8 protein-coding genes are annotated in these 14634 nt (G+C 72.6%); 2 read left to right on the top strand and 6 right to left on the bottom strand.

Annotated features, from left to right (window positions below; all coding sequences use genetic code 11):
- Positions 1-51: 51 nt before the first annotated feature.
- The gene (locus ABTW95_RS09255) at positions 52-6693 is read right to left on the bottom strand and encodes a caspase, EACC1-associated type (RefSeq protein WP_500225863.1); all 6642 of its coding nucleotides are present in this window, start codon (positions 6691-6693) and stop codon (positions 52-54) included.
- Between the two features lie 58 nt (positions 6694-6751).
- Between ABTW95_RS09255 and ABTW95_RS09250 the strand changes: the two genes are divergently transcribed.
- Positions 6752-7141 (top strand): hypothetical protein, encoded by a 390-nt coding sequence (locus ABTW95_RS09250; protein ID WP_500225860.1) that lies wholly within the window; start codon positions 6752-6754, stop codon positions 7139-7141.
- Positions 7142-7271: 130 nt separating this feature from the next.
- Here ABTW95_RS09250 and ABTW95_RS09245 read toward each other — a convergent pair whose 3' ends face one another.
- The 5 genes from ABTW95_RS09245 to ABTW95_RS09225 form a co-directional block, all read right to left on the bottom strand.
- Complete coding sequence (locus ABTW95_RS09245) at positions 7272-8264, bottom strand: LacI family DNA-binding transcriptional regulator (RefSeq protein WP_396449133.1); 993 nt, start codon at positions 8262-8264, stop codon at positions 7272-7274.
- Positions 8261-9661 carry a GH1 family beta-glucosidase gene (locus tag ABTW95_RS09240; RefSeq protein ID WP_500225857.1) on the bottom strand — a complete coding sequence of 467 codons (1401 nt, stop codon included), beginning with the start codon at positions 9659-9661 and terminating at the stop codon, positions 8261-8263. The genes ABTW95_RS09245 and ABTW95_RS09240 overlap by 4 nt, the downstream gene beginning before the upstream one ends.
- Before the next feature lie 65 nt (positions 9662-9726).
- Positions 9727-10608, bottom strand: coding sequence for a carbohydrate ABC transporter permease (locus ABTW95_RS09235; RefSeq protein WP_396449131.1), 882 nt, complete (start codon positions 10606-10608; stop codon positions 9727-9729).
- Positions 10605-11579 carry a carbohydrate ABC transporter permease gene (locus ABTW95_RS09230; RefSeq protein ID WP_396453879.1) on the bottom strand — a complete coding sequence of 325 codons (975 nt, stop codon included), beginning with the start codon at positions 11577-11579 and terminating at the stop codon, positions 10605-10607. Before ABTW95_RS09230 ends, ABTW95_RS09235 begins: the two co-directional genes overlap by 4 nt.
- On the bottom strand, positions 11576-12874 hold the full coding sequence (locus ABTW95_RS09225; protein WP_500225854.1) for an ABC transporter substrate-binding protein: 1299 nt from the start codon (positions 12872-12874) through the stop codon (positions 11576-11578). The genes ABTW95_RS09230 and ABTW95_RS09225 overlap by 4 nt, the downstream gene beginning before the upstream one ends.
- Before the next feature lie 286 nt (positions 12875-13160).
- On the opposite strand from ABTW95_RS09225, the gene ABTW95_RS09220 reads away from it, so the two are divergent.
- Positions 13161-14561: a glycoside hydrolase family 16 protein gene (locus ABTW95_RS09220; protein WP_396449128.1), complete on the top strand. Its 1401-nt coding sequence runs from the start codon at positions 13161-13163 to the stop codon at positions 14559-14561.
- Positions 14562-14634 lie beyond the last annotated feature (73 nt).

The raw sequence follows: 14634 nt of genomic DNA, 5'->3' as shown, positions 1-14634 counted from the left end.
CGCGCGGCGCCGCCCAGGGTGCTCTCGGAGCCCCCGGCTCGGCGCGTCCGGTCAGTTCTGGGCGGACGGCGCGGCGGCGTCGCCGGCGGCGGGGGCCTCCGGGACGGTGTCGCGGAAGCCGTAGACCATGCGCAGGGCGTCGGCGAAGGCGTCGTCGAGCTGCGGCATCTCCGGGATGGCGGAGATGGTGTGCGCGAAATGGATCGTCCGGTGCGACCGGGGGTCGGCCACCGCGCCGGCCAGCGCGTCGATGATCATGGTGCGCAGCCCGTCGGGCAGCGTGCGCGTCCGCGCGATCGCGGCCAGCAGCTGGGCCGCGGCCCAGGCCCTGGTCGCGCTGGGCTCGTGCAGGCCGCGGGTCAGCCGGTCGACCGCGGCCTGGTCGATGCCGCGCAGCTCGGGGATGGCGTCGATGGCCGCCAGCCGCACGAACTGGACGTCCGACAGCGCCTTGAGCAGCGCGTTCAGCACGGCTTCGGAGCCGAGCCGCAGGATGCCGAGCAGCTTGGCGGCGCTCGTCCGGGTCGGGTAGGCGTAGGCGAACAGGAGGGCTTCGACGAGCAGCCCTTCGAAGCGGGACGGATCGGCGGCCCTGCGGAAGGTGTCGCGGTTGATGTCCGCCGCCGCGGCCAGCAGCTGGAGGACGTACGACCGCAGGTAGTTCGGGTCGCCGGGCCCGTCGTTGACGGATTCGGCGAGCAGCTCCTCGGCCCACCGCACCAGCAGCTCGATCCACGGCAGGCCGGTGTCGCCGGAGTTCAGGTACCGGGTGACGGCCTCCTCGGAGCGCCTCGCGCCGCCGAAGAACGTGGCGCCGTGGCCGGCGAGCCGGGGCAGGACCTCGGCGGGCTCCCCGGACAGCAGCTCGCCGAACGACCGGGCCGCCGTGGCCTCGACCCTGCGCCGGGCGCGGGCGACGCTGTCGCCGGCGAGCGACCCGCCGGTCTCCTTGAGCGCGTCCACGACCGCGGCGAGGACGGCGTCCTCGTCCAGCGAGCGCAGCGGGAGCCGCGCGAGCCGGTCCCTGTCCAGGCTTTCGAGCACGCTCCACAGCTCACGGCGCCGGTCCTGGTTCAGCAGCCATTCCTTGGCCTGGTCGTCCATCCAGTCGGAATCGTCCTTGCGGAACGAGCGCGAGGCGATGGCGCTGACCGAGTCCAGAAGGACGGCCTGCAGGGCCGGCGAGCCGTGCGCGAGCCGCTCCAGCAACCGCCGCCACGTCCGGTCGCTCAGCGCGCAGGCTCTCCGGATCACCTGCTTGACGGCTTCGCCCGCGCCCGATTCGACCATGTCGCACAGGGCGTCGAACTCCCCCGGCGTGTCCACCAGGACGCTCTCGGGGAACCACGTGAGCGCCTGCGCCGCCACCGGGTCGATGTCGCGGATCTGACCGGCGCGGACCGTCGAGTCCAGCCAGAAGGCGGCGCCCACCGTCGAGAGGCAGCGGTAGGGCCGGCCCGACATGCCGGCGAGCACGTCCATGGCCCGGTGCCGGACGAGGTCCGCCTGCGCCGACTGCAGGCCGAACAGCGCGTCGACCATGTCGACCCGCAGGCCCCGGTACTCGGCCAGCATGAGCGCCGCCGTCCGCGCGACCGTCTGGTCGGGGTGGTGCAGCCAGCGGGTCACGACGGGCTCGGAGTCGGGGTCGATGTCGACGAGCCCGCCGAGCCGTTCGCGGAGCGGGCCGTCCAGGTCGCCGGCCGCCAGCGGCTCCAGCGTCCGGTCCAGGGCGCGGACGGCCCGGCCGTCCGCCCGCACGACCTCCGCCCTCCCGGCGTCCGCGTTCCCGGCGTCCGCGCTCTCGCCGCCGGGCGCCGGGTCGGCGTACTCGGCCGCCCGCGCGTAGACGCCCAGCAGCGTCCACAGCTCGGCGTCCCATCCGGGGCCGCGGGGCAGCGTCCACAGCAGGTCGCCCCAGCGCCGGGCCGCGTACGCCCGCTCGGCGGGGTCGCCGAGTCCGGCGATGGCGGCGGCGACCGCCGCGGCGGTCCGCTCGTCGTCGGCGTAGTGCTCGCCGATCACCTGGAGCAGCCTGGCCCGGTCGGCGCTGCCGGGGACCCGCCGGCTGCGCTCGACGGCGGCGTGCACGAGCTCCGCGAACCTGCCCGGCGGGTGCAGCCGCGCGAGCCGCAGCAGCGCGATCACCGCGTCGACCGGGTCGGTCAGCAGGTCCGCCGCACGCTCGCACGCGCGCACGTGCCGGTCCCGGTCCGCGGCGCCGCGGACCAGCCGGCTCAGCCATTCGTGCGCCTCGAACAGCTGCCGCGGGGCGGTCAGCCGCCCGGCCGCCTCCACCGCCTCGGCCGTGAGCACGTCGCGGTGGTCGGGGAACAGCTCCGCGAGCCGGGCCAGCGACCGCGTCCGGTGCCACGGATCGGCCAGCCGGCGCGCGCGGGCGAGGACGTACCGCACCGGGTCGTCGGCGCGGAGCAGCTCGGGATCGAGCGCCGCGACGACCTCACCGCGCCACTCCACCACGGCCGCCGCGATGGCGAGCGCCTCGGGAAGCAGTTCGGGATCGACCTTGACGAGGGCGGGCAGCACGTCCGACAGCACCCAGTGGCCGGCGAGCGTGAAGTCCCTCGGCACCCGGGACAGCATGTCGAGGACGCCGACCGGGATGTCGAGCGGGTCGTGCCGGGGGAAGGCCAGGCGGTCGGCGGGCCACCAGTACCGGTACAGGCCGTAGTCGGCGTGCCGCGCCGACCCGGCGTCGTTGAGCGCCGTGATCACCGCGTCCGTCCGGCCTTTGTGGGCGTCGGCGAACTTCGCGGCGTCGAGGAGGGCGTTGTCGCCCCAGCCGGCGAAGCGGTGGAAGAGGTCCTCGACCATCGCGCGGCGCCGGTGCTCCGGCGGGAGCTCGTCGGAGTCCAGCCGCAGCGGTTCGGCGCCCGCCCGCAGGAGCACGGCGGTGACGGCCTCCGCCAGCCGGCCCCAGCTCCCGGCGTCGAGCCGTCCGGAGACCGCGGCCGCCTGCAGGTCCCGCTCGGCGCGCTGCCCGGCGCGCAGGACGCCGTCTCGCAGCGTGACCGCCAGCGCGCCGATGCGCTGCCGGACGGCGCCGGCCGCCTCGGGGTCGGCGGCGAGCCGTTCGTCGATGTCGGCGCCCGCCGCCCAGAGCGCGAGGAGCGCGTCGCCGCGGTACCGGAGGTCGCCGTCCCGGACGCGGGACCGCAGCGTGTCGAGCAGTCCCGCGAAGTCGTCGCGGGCCAGCGCGGCGAGGAAGTCGCCGGCGAACGGGGAGTCGCGCACGATCGCGTCGGCGCTCAGCTCGGGCGGCCGCGCGTGGCGCTTGCGGTCGGCCATGCCCTTCACGTCCAGGTGCACCGCGATGGCGTAGATGGGGTCGTCCCTGCCCCACCGCCTGGTGAAGACGGGCAGGAAGCCCGCGCGCACCTCCTCGTCGAGCTGGAGGTAGTTGGCCATGCGGATGTACTGGTGCAGGTCCTCGCGCGTGGCCAGGTCGAGGACGCCGCCGAACAGGGCCAGCAGCACCGCGCCCCAGCGCGGGTCCCCGGCGATGCGGGTCACGAGGTCCGGGTTGCGGCGCAGCACGGCGCGGACGCGGTTGTGCGGCAGCAGCGCCGCGGCGGAGCCGGCGTCGGCCGCGCGCGCCGCCGCGACGCCCAGCGCCTCGGCGATCGGGTGGCCGAGGCCGGCGTCGTCCCAGCGGGCGGCGGCTTCGGCGAGCGCGGCGACCACGCCCGGCTCGTGGATCTCCAGCGCGGTGACCATCCTGGCGGTGGTGCAGGCCAGCACCGTGTCGTCCGGCGGCCGGCGCAGCGTCTCGGTCAGGACCTCGTCGACGACCGGGCCGTGCTCGCCGCGGCGCAGCCCGGCGACCGCCCCCTCGATCAGCTCGCGGACGTGCGGCAGCCGGCCGCCGGTCGACAGCACCCGGTGGCTGCGCAGCAGGCTGCCGAGCACGGTGCGGATCGGGCCGGGCGCGGCGTCCGCCATCTCCGCGAACGCGTCGGCCAGCAGCAGCGCCGACTCCGGGAACCGCTCGCCGAGCGCGCCGCCCTCGGCGAGCATCGCCTCGACCAGGCCCGGCAGCCGGCTCGGGTGCCGCCAGTTGACCAGGCCGAGCAGCATCAGGATCGGTTCGCGCCAGCGCGGGTCCCCGAGATGCCCCAGCACCCGCGCGGCGGGCTGGTCGAGGAGGTACTGCGCGGCGAGGAACTCCTGGAAGGTCTGGTGGGAGAAGCGGTAGGCGCCGGGCGCGCTGGAGGCGAGCAGCCCGACCTCGTCGCGCATGGCGCGCAGCAGCGTCTCCAGCATCTCCTCGACCGAGTCGGGGCGCAGCCGGGCCAGCTCGGTGCGGAACAGGTCGCGGAACTCCGGTTCCGCGATCACCCCGGTCGGCTTGCGGGTGTGGACGTGGTAGGCGACGCTGCGCAGGACGGCGAACATGTGCTCGGTGAGCCGCGCCACGTCCGCGGCGGACATCCGCTCGTACCAGACCGCGACGAGCCGGTCGACCGCCTTCTGGTAGACCTCCACCCGCTGCCGGGGCAGCGAGCCGTCCTCGGCCTCGTAGATCGTCGCGATCGTGCTCGCCAGCAGCGGATTGGTCGCCAGCTCGTGGACGTAGCGGCCGTCCGGCCGGTGCAGCAGCTCCAGCAGGTGGTCGGCGCGCCGGGCGGCCTCGTCGGCGCCGGTCTCGTCGCCGGTGTCATCGCCGGTGTCATCGCCGGTGTCATCGCCGGTACGGGCGTCCGCCCCGCGGATCTGCCGGTCCACCTCGCGCATCCAGGCGTGGAAGAACACCCGCATCGACTCGTCGGTGAGCCGCTCGATCGTGACGTGGGTCAGCGACGCCGGCAGCGGCCGGAGGTGGTACCCGGCGATCCGGCTGGTGATGAACAGCCGGCTGCCCTCGCGGGAGGCGGCGCGGACGAACTCGGTGACCGCCTCCGACACCCTGACCCGCGCGGCCGGGTCGGCGATCTCGTCGAGGCCGTCGAGGACGATCAGGGCGCGTCCCTCGGCGACGGCGCGCCGCAGGAGCTCGCGGCGGATCGGCGCCGGGACGGGGTCGCCGGTCCGGTGCCCGGCGACGTCGCGGCTCCACACCGGGCGGGACCCGAACCAGGAGTGCTCGGCGAGGAAGTCCAGGACGCTCGGCGCGCCCTCGCCGCCGGCGTCGATCCGCTCGGCGAACTCGGCGACCCTGGCCAGCACGGGCAGCAGCGGCCGGCCCAGCCGGAAGCCGGCGTCGGAGTCGGCCCGGGCGGCGTCGATCTTGCCGACCGGCACGGTCACCTCGTCGGCGCCGTCCAGCATGGCCCGGGCGTGCATGATGGCCAGCCACCGCGCCATCGTCGTCTTGCCGCTGCCCGGGTCGCCGAGGACGACCACCGGCGTGCGCGTCCGGCAGACCTCGCCGATGTTGAGCAGGGGCGTGTTGAGCCGCGCCCCGGTGGCGATGTGGTCGGCCACCGGCAGCTCAGTGTGGGCCTTCCACCACAGCCGCTCCTCCTCTTCCGGGGTGAGGTCGGCCAGCCGCACCCGCTGCTCGAGGTCGCGCACCAGCATCTCGTGCGCGGCGGCGCGCTCGGTGGGGCTGGTGGGGTCGACGCGCAGCGCGACGTACATGCGCTCCAGCGGGATCTCCACCGTGCCGCCGGCCCGGTGCAGGCCGGTGATCTGGAGGTGGTCGTGGGTGGCGACGACCCAGCGCAGGTAGTCGGCGCGCGCCGCCTCCAGCACCGCCTCGTCGTCCATGCCGCGGGCCCGCAGCTCGGCGTCGACCTCGGCGACGACCTCCGCCGCCAGGCCCGCCAGGGCGGCGCTCGGCGACCCCGTCAGCAGCTCCAGGACGGTCGCGTCGCCGCCGCGCCTCGCCTTCAGGGCGAGGTCGCGAAGGGCGTCGCGCTGCTGCTGCGGCGTCCCGCGCAGGAGCACGGCGCGCAGTTCGGCCGGCACGTCCGCCGGGAGCTCCGCGAGGTGGCGGTTCCAGGCGACCACGGGCTCCTCGGTGCCGCGGTGGCTCTTGGTCGGGGTCTGCCGGGCGTCGCGCCTGCGCATCTCGGCGCGCACGTAGTCGAACAGCTCCGCGGCGGTGATCCTGCCGTCGGCGTCGAGGTCGGCCTGGCCGGTGCCGAGCCCGGTGATGATCACGTCGGTGAACACCGAGTAGGGCGCGTCCTCGTCGGTGGCGTCCTCGAAGGCGGTCTGGACCGACGTGGCCGCGGTCATCACGTAGCAGCCGCGCCCGGGGTCGAGCTGCCCGGCGACGCCGTCACCGGGCTCCCCCTTGGGGCTCAGCCCCTCGGGGAACGCGCCGCTGACGCAGCAGTCCAGCCACACGAGGACGCTCTGCGAGCCGCTCGCATCGATGATCTTGCGCACCGTCGAGGCCGGCACGCCGGTGGAGACCAGCCGGGACTTTCGGGTGTTGGTCATCGCGAAGTGCAGCTCGCCGTCGGCGTCCTTGTCGCCGTGCCCGGAGAAATAGAGCAGCAGCAGGTCGTCGGGGTCGCGGTCGGCGAAGAAGTCGTCGATCTCCTCCAGCACGGCACTGGCGGGCTCGTTGCGCAGTTTCTTCACTTCGAAGGCGCCGATGCGCGGATCGGCGAGCACCTCGGACAGCCGCTCGGCGTCGACCGCGGGGGCGAGCAGACGACCGAATTCCGGGTCCGCGTAGTCGTCCGTGACGAACAGGAGCGCACGACGCAGCCCGGCCATTCAACCCCCTTGCGCACCGCACTTCCCGCTATAAGCGCCGTAGTGTATCATCGCGCCAATGACGACGACGGTTTCGATCGGTATCGAGGGCGACCCTATTCAGGTCGATCGATTGGAGACCCAACTTCGCACGGAACTGCGTGCATTCGATGTCAAAATCGAGCCGCGGCGGAGTTCGGCGGCCGATTCCGGCAAGGGGTTCGATCCGGCGGCGGTGGGCGCGATCATGCTGGCCGTGGGCAGCTCCCCGGTACTGGTATCGCTCGGCCGTTTCCTGCGGGAATGGGTGCGCCGCGCCCCGGACCGCAAGATCGTCGTCAAGATCCCCGGGCGCGGCAGCATGGAGATCACCAACGCCGACGGCGGTGATCGGGCCGCGGCGATCCGGCGGTTCTTCGACCTCATGGAAGAACACGATGACGACGCGCCGGCCGCCTCCGGCGACTGAACGGACCACCATCCGGTAAAGAATATTTCCAGAAATGCGGCACTTTATGCCGCGGCCACGGAATGGCATTCTGGCCTCTTCCGGCCACACCGGCGCCGGCATCGGGCGGCACTGATGCCGGGCGGCGGCGTCAGGTGGAGTCGCGGGCGATCAGCTCGGTCGGGAAGATCACCGGCTCGGCCCGGTCGTCGACGCCCGCCAGGAGCAGGCGGACGATGGTCCGGGCCACGTCGTCGATCGGCTGGCGGACCGTGGTCAGGGGCGGGTCGGTGAAGCGGGCCGCGTCGATGTCGTCGAAACCGACGACGGCGACGTCGTCGGGGACGCGGCGGCCCGCCTTCCGCAGCGTGTACACGGCGCCGATCGCCATCAGGTCGCTCGCGGCGAACACCGCGTCGAGACCGGGGTCGTCCTCAAGGAGCTGCCGCATCGCGGCCGCGCCCGACTCGCGGGTGAAGTCGCCCATGGCGGCCAGGGAGCGGCGGCCGGTGCCGGAGAGCGTCTCCCGGTAGCCGGCCAGGCGGTCCAGCCCGGCGGACATGTCGAGCGGGCCGGTGATGGTGGCGATGCGGCGGCGGCCCCTGGACAGCAGGTGCTCCACCGCGGTGCGCGCGCCGCCGACGTTGTCGACGTCGCAGTACGGCGGGCGCGCGGTGGAGACGGGGCGGCCGTGCGACACCACGGGGACGCCCGTCCGGATCAGCGCGGCCGGGAGAGGGTCCGAGCCGTGCAGGGAGAGCAGGATGACCCCGTCCACGTGGCCGCCCGCGACGTACCGCTCGACCCTGGCCTGGCCGGCGGGCGAGGACGGCATCATGAGCACGACCTGCTTGTCGGCGGCCTCCAGCTCCTGGCTCACCGTACGGATGACCTGGGAGAAGAACGGGTCGTCGGAGAAGACGCGGGCGGGCGGCTCGGAGACGACCAGGCCGATGGACCCGGTGCGCTGGGTCACCAGGCTGCGCGCCGCCGAGTTCGGGACGTAGCCGAGCTCCTCGACGGCGCGCTCCACGGCCGCGCGGATCTCCGGGTTGACCGTGGACGAGCCGTTGACCACGCGCGACACCGTGGCGCGGGAGACCCCCGCCCTGGCCGCCACGGCCTCCAGCGTGGGACGTTTCACTCCGCCTCTCCCCCGAGCCCGTTGCGGGCGATGACGTCACGGAACCACTGCGCGCTGTCCTTCGGCAGCCGGCGCTGGTCGGCGTAGTCGACGTAGACGATGCCGAACCTCTTGCCGTAACCCTCGGCCCATTCGAAATTGTCCAGGAACGACCATACGAGATATCCGCGCAGGTCCGCACCGGCGGTGAGCGCGGCGTGCGCGGCGCGCAGGTGCGCGTCCAGGTAGCGGATCCGGGCGTCGTCGCGCACCCGCCCGTCCGCGTCCGGGACGTCGTCGAACGCGGCGCCGTTCTCGGTGACGACGAGCGGCACACCCGGGTAGTCGCGGCTGAGCCGGATCAGCAGGTCGCCCAGGCCGGCCGGGACGATCGGCCAGCCCATCGCGGTGTGCGGCGGCCCGGCCGGCGGGAACGCGATGCCCGCCGAGCCGGGGTAGGCGGGGTTCGGCGGGGTGCCGGGGGCGGCCGCCACGTAGGTCGGGTTGTAGTAGTTGATGCCGAGTGAGTCGATCGGCTCGGAGATCACCTCCAGGTCGTCGCCGCGGACGTGGTCGAGCCCCCCGTGGCGGGACGCCGCCGCCAGCACCGGCCCGGCGTACTCGCCGCGCAGCACCGGGTCGAGGAACTGCCGGTTGAGCATCGCGTCCACGAGGCCGGCCGCGGCGGCGTCCGGCTCCGCGGAGCCGGACGCGACGACCGGCGCGAGGTTGAGGGTCAGCGAGACGCTCCCGGCGCCGGCGGCGCGCAGCCGCCGGGCGGCCAGCCCGTGCGCGAGGAGCAGGTGGTGCGCGGCGCGGAAGGCGTCGGCGGCGCTGGTCCGGCCGGGGGCGTGCACGCCCGCCCCGTAGCCGAGGTACGCGGCGACCCACGGCTCGTTGATCGTCGTCCAGGTGTCGACGCGGTCGGCGAGGCGGGCGTGCACGAAGCCGGCGTAGTCGGCGAAGCGCAGCGCGGTGTCGCGGGACGTCCAGCCGCCGCGGTCCTCCAGCGCCTGCGGCAGGTCCCAGTGGTAGAGGGTGGCGTACGGCGTGATCCCCGCGTCGAGCAGCGCGTCGACCAGCCGGTCGTAGAAGCCGATGCCGCGCGGGTCGACCGGGCCGGAGCCGTCGGGCTGCACCCGCGGCCAGGCCACCGAGAACCGGTAGACGTCCAGCCCGAGGTCGGCCATCAGCCGGACGTCGTCGCGGAAGCGGTGGTAGTGGTCGCAGGCCACGTCGCCGGTGTGCCCGCCGGCGACCTTGCCGGGGACGCGGCAGAAGGTGTCCCAGATCGAGGGGCCGCGCCCGTCGTCGCGTACGGCGCCCTCGATCTGGTAGGCGGCGGTGGCGGCTCCCCAGGCGAAGCCGGGCGGGAAGGTGAGGGGCCGGTCGTCGGTACGGAGCGTCGTGGCGGTCATCGTTTCGGCTGGTCTCTCCGCTGGTGAAGGGTGGCGCGTCGGACGGCGGCTGCGCGGGCGGCTCGTCATGCCTTGAGAGCGCCGTCCATGATCCCGCTGATGATCTGGCGTCCGAACAGCACGAAGACGGCCAGCAGCGGGAGCGTCGCCACGGCGGTGCCGGTGAACATCAGCGAGTAGTCGGTGTAGTAGGCGCCGTTGAGCAGGTTGAGGGAGTACTGGACGGTCGGGTTGTCGGGGTTGAGGACGGCCAGCGGCCAGATGAACTCGTTCCAGGTCTGCATGAACGTGAACAGCCCGAGGACGGCCATCGCGGGCCGCAGCACCGGCAGGACGACGCTCCAGTAGATGCGGAACGTCGAGCAGCCGTCGATGCGGGCGCTCTCGATGAGCTCGTCCGGGACGGCCTGCATCGTGTACTGCCGCATCATGAACACGCCGAAGCCGGTGACCAGGAACGGCACGATGACGGCCTGGAGCTTCCCCGTCCAGCCGATCTCGGCCATCAGCATGTAGAGCGGGATGATGCCCATCTGGACCGGCACCATCATCGTCGCCAGCATGACCAGCAGGAGCGCCCCGCGCCCGCGGAAGCGCAGCTTGGCGAACGCGAAGCCGGCCAGCGAGGCGAACAGCAGCGTGGAGACGGTGACGGTCGAGGCGGCGATGGCCGAGTTGACCAGCCCGAGCGTGAAGTGCGCCTGCTCGTTGCCGAACAGCCGGGACAGGTTGCGGCCCAGCTCGCCGCCCGGCGTGAGCGGCGGCGGCGTCGCGCCGACGACGTCGTTGGTGCGGGTCGCGACGACGAACATCCAGTAGATGGGGAACAGCGACAGCACGATCGTCGCGAGCAGCGTGACCCGGGTGAGCGGGCCGGCGTCCCACAGAGCGGCGACGGAACCGCCGCGCCTCCGCCGGGGCCTGCCCGGCGTCCTGACGATCATCATTTGGCGCCGCCTCCCACGCGCCGCAACCAGGCGAAGTTGAGGAGGGACCCGGCGAGGATGAGCATGAAGAGCATCCAGGAGACGGCGGACGCGTAGCCGTAGTCGAACCGCCGGAACGCGTTCTCGAACATGTACATGGTGACCGTCTGGAACTGCCGCAGCGATCCGCCGGCCATGTCGCCGTTGCCGAACAGCAGCGGCTCGGTGAACAGCTGGAACCCGCCGATCGTGGAGACGATCGCGGTGAAGATGATGGTCGGCCGCAGCATCGGCAGCGTGATCGTCCAGAACTGGCGGGCGCGGGACGCCCCGTCGATCGCCGCCGCCTCGTACAGGTCGCGCGGGATCGACTGCATCGCGGCCAGGTAGATCAGCGCGTTGTAGCCCGTCCACCGCCAGTCGACCATCACCGAGATCGCCAGCCAGGACGTCCAGCGCCGCGCCGCCCAGTCGAGGTGCTCCGGCCCGAACCAGCCGAGCACCCAGTTGACCAGGCCGAAGTCACGGCTGAACAGCTGGCTGAACACGATCGCCACCGCGGCGATCGAGGTGATCATCGGGACGAGCACGCCCATCCGGACGAGCGTCCGGGCGCGCATCCGCTGGTTGAGCGCGTTCGCCAGCACCAGCGCGAGCAGCAGCTGCGGGACGGTGGCGATGACGAACATCGCGAGGGTGTTGCGGACGGAGTTCCAGAACTGCGGGTCCGCCAGGACGAGCCGGAAGTTCTCGAAACCGATGAACTCGTGGGCGCCGAGCAGCTCCCAGTCGTGCATCGCCACCCAGACCGTGTATCCCATCGGGAACAGCCCGAACAGGAAGAACAGCAGGTAGTACGGCGAGACGAACAGGTAGGGCGAGAACTTCACATCCCACCGGGCGAGCACGGTGCGCGCCCGGCGGCGCGGCGCCGGGGGCCCGGGCGGACCGGCCGCCCGGGGCCCCGTACGGGAACCGATCGAGATCGTCATCGAGCTTCACGTTCGGCGTCGGCGAGGGCCTTCTTCCATGCCGCGCCGGGCGCGAGCCGGCCCTGCTCCAGCGCGAGGAGCGCGTCCTCGAAGCGCTGCCCGACCGGGTTGTTGTCGGCGCCGAGGTAGAGCGGCTTGACCGCCTTCGCTCCGGCGGCGTAGATCTCCCCGACCGGCGCGTCGCTGAAGTACTCGTTCTTGAACGACTTCACCGCCGGGTCGTCCAGCGCCTGCGGCGACGACGGCAGGTTGTTGCGCGCCTTGAACGCGACGATCTGGCTGTTCACGCTGGTGAGGTACTTGGCCAGCTCGGCCGCCTGCTCGGCGTGCTTGCTCTGCTTCGGCACCGCCAGGAACGAGCCGCCGCGGCTGCCCGAGCCTCCCGGGATCGCGGCGACGTCCCACTTGCCCGCCGCGCCCGCGCCGGCGTTCTCCTTGATGACGCCGAGCATCCAGGACGGGCACGCGATCGTCGCGAACTTGGCCTGCTTGAAGCCGGAGCCCCAGCTCGGCTCGAACGACTTCAGGCCCGCGGACAGCCCGGCCTGCTGGATCTTCAGGGTGGTGTCCCAGGCGCTCTTGACCGCGGGGTTGCTGCCCGCGACGAGCTTGCCGGACGGGTCGAAGAACGTGTAGCCGACGCTCTGGCTCGCGGCCTGCGCGAGGATCGTGTTGTAGAGGTTCACCGAGCCGTCGACGAACTTGGAGTCCTTCACCGCGCCGGCGTACTTCTTGCCGGTCGCGATGTAGTCGTCCCAGGTCGGCCAGAGCTTGCCGACCTTGTCCCGGTCGGTCGGCAGGCCCGCCTTCTTGAACAGGTCGGTGCGGTAGCACATGGCCAGGCCGCCGATGTCGGTGCCGAGTCCGACCAGGTACTTCCCGTCGGGGGTGAGCGCCTGCTTCCACTTCCAGTCCAGGAAGTTGCCCTGCAGCGAGCCCGCCCCGTAGTCGAGCAGGTTCACGAACTTGTCGGGGTGGGCCATGAACTTGGTGAGGATCCCCTCCTCGATGGCGACGACGTCGCCGGCGCCGCTGCCCGCGGCGATCCACTGCTCCAGGCGGGGCAGGTACTCGTCGAGCTGCACCACGTTCCGGTGCTTGATCTTGATGCCGGGGTGGTCGGCCTCGTACTGCTTGAACAGCTCCTCGTAGCCGAAGGTGCTGAAGGTGTCGACGGTCAGCGTGACCGTCGAGTCCGAGCCGGACCCGCCGTCTCCGCCGCAGGCGGAGAGGCCGAGCGCCAGGACGGCGGCCGAGACGAGGCCGGACGCGAGACGGCGATGGGATCTGAGCATGGCTGTCCTCGGGGGGTGGTGTCGGGATGCGACCCGGATCTCGGTCGAGAGAGCGCTCTCGCAGAGGATGGCCCCGACCCCGGTACCTGTCAAGAGAGCGATCTCAGAACTGCTCTTTCACAGAGGTTATGCCAGCTATACTTCCTGGTCAGAGCGAACATCACATACGCACAACGTTATGAGAGCGCTCTCTCACCTCTTGACGGACCGGTCCGGACGGGCGACATTGGCCGCACCAGAGGGCAGGCACCCCGCGCTTGCTCCACCCCACTCTGGAGGTCCCCCCATGACCCCATCGAGACGTCCCCGCCTCTGGCGCAGGTGCGTTCTCGCCGTGGTCGCCGCCGCGCTCCCGGCGGCGGTCGCCACCGCCGTGATCTCGCCGACCGCCGGCGCCTCCGTCCCGCCGCCCCCCTCGGGCTGGAGCCTGGTCTGGAGCGACGACTTCAACGGCCCGGCCGGCTCGCTCCCCTCGTCCGCGAACTGGATCATCGACACCGGCCACGGCTATCCAGGAGGCCCGGGCAACTGGGGCACCGGAGAGATCCAGCGCTACACCTCCGACCCGGCCAACGTCAGCCTGGACGGCGGCGGCAACCTGCGGATCACCCCGGTCAAGAGCTCCTCGGGCGAGTGGACGTCGGCCCGCATCGAGACCCAGCGGACGAACTTCAAGCCCGCCGACGGCCGCGTCCTGCGCATCGAGGGGCGCATCCAGATGCCGAACGTCACCGGCAACCAGGCCCTCGGCTACTGGCCCGCGTTCTGGGCCCTGGGCTCCCCGTACCGGGGCAACTACCAGAACTGGCCGGCGATCGGCGAGTTCGACATCATGGAGAACGTCAACGGGATCAACTCCGTCTGGGGCGTCCTGCACTGCGGCACCAACCCCGGCGGCGCGTGCAACGAGACCAACGGGATCGGCGCGAACCGCGCCTGCCCGGGCTCGTCCTGCCAGTCGGCGATGCACACCTACCGCTTCGAGTGGGACCGCAGCGTCAGCCCCAACCAGCTCCGCTGGTACGTGGACGGACAGCAGTTCCACAGCATCAGCCAGAACCAGCTCGACGCGACCACATGGGCGAACATGACCGGGCACTCCGGCTACTTCCTGCTGCTCAACGTGGCCATGGGCGGCGGCTTCCCGAACGGCGTCGCCGGCTTCGGCACCCCCACCGGGGACACCGTCTCGGGACGGCCCATGGTCGTCGACTACGTGGCGGTCTGGCAGAGCGGTGACGGCGGCGGCTCCACCACCCCGCCCCCGACGGGCGACACGGTCGACGCCCGCTCGACCATCCAGGCGGAGAACTACCAGGCCCAGTCGGGCACGCAGGTCGAGAGCACGACCGACAGCGGGGGCGGCCAGAACGTCGGCTACATCGGCAACGGCGACTGGCTCCGCTACGACAACGTCGACTTCGGCGGCACCCCGGCGACCCAGTTCAAGGCCCGCGTCGCCTCCGGCGCGCCGGGCGGGGTCAGCGGCCTGGTGCAGGTCAGGCTGGACAGCCCGACCGGCCAGGTGATGGGCGAGTTCGCCATCGCCAACACCGGCGGCTGGCAGAGCTGGCGGACGGTGCCCGCCAACATGTCGGGCGTGACCGGCAGGCACACCGTCTACATCACCTTCTCCAGCGGCCAGCCGGCCGACTTCGTCAACATCAACTGGTTCACCTTCAGCTGACCGGCACAGGCGGCCGATACGGCGCCGGCCACCGCCGACCCGCCCGAAGGGCCGGCGGTGGCCGCGCGCACTT

Source organism: Spirillospora sp. NPDC127506, from assembly GCF_040302145.1.
Classification (GTDB): domain Bacteria; phylum Actinomycetota; class Actinomycetes; order Streptosporangiales; family Streptosporangiaceae; genus Spirillospora.
Note: the sequence above shows the minus strand (reverse complement) of the source record. Positions and strands in the feature narration are given on the sequence as shown.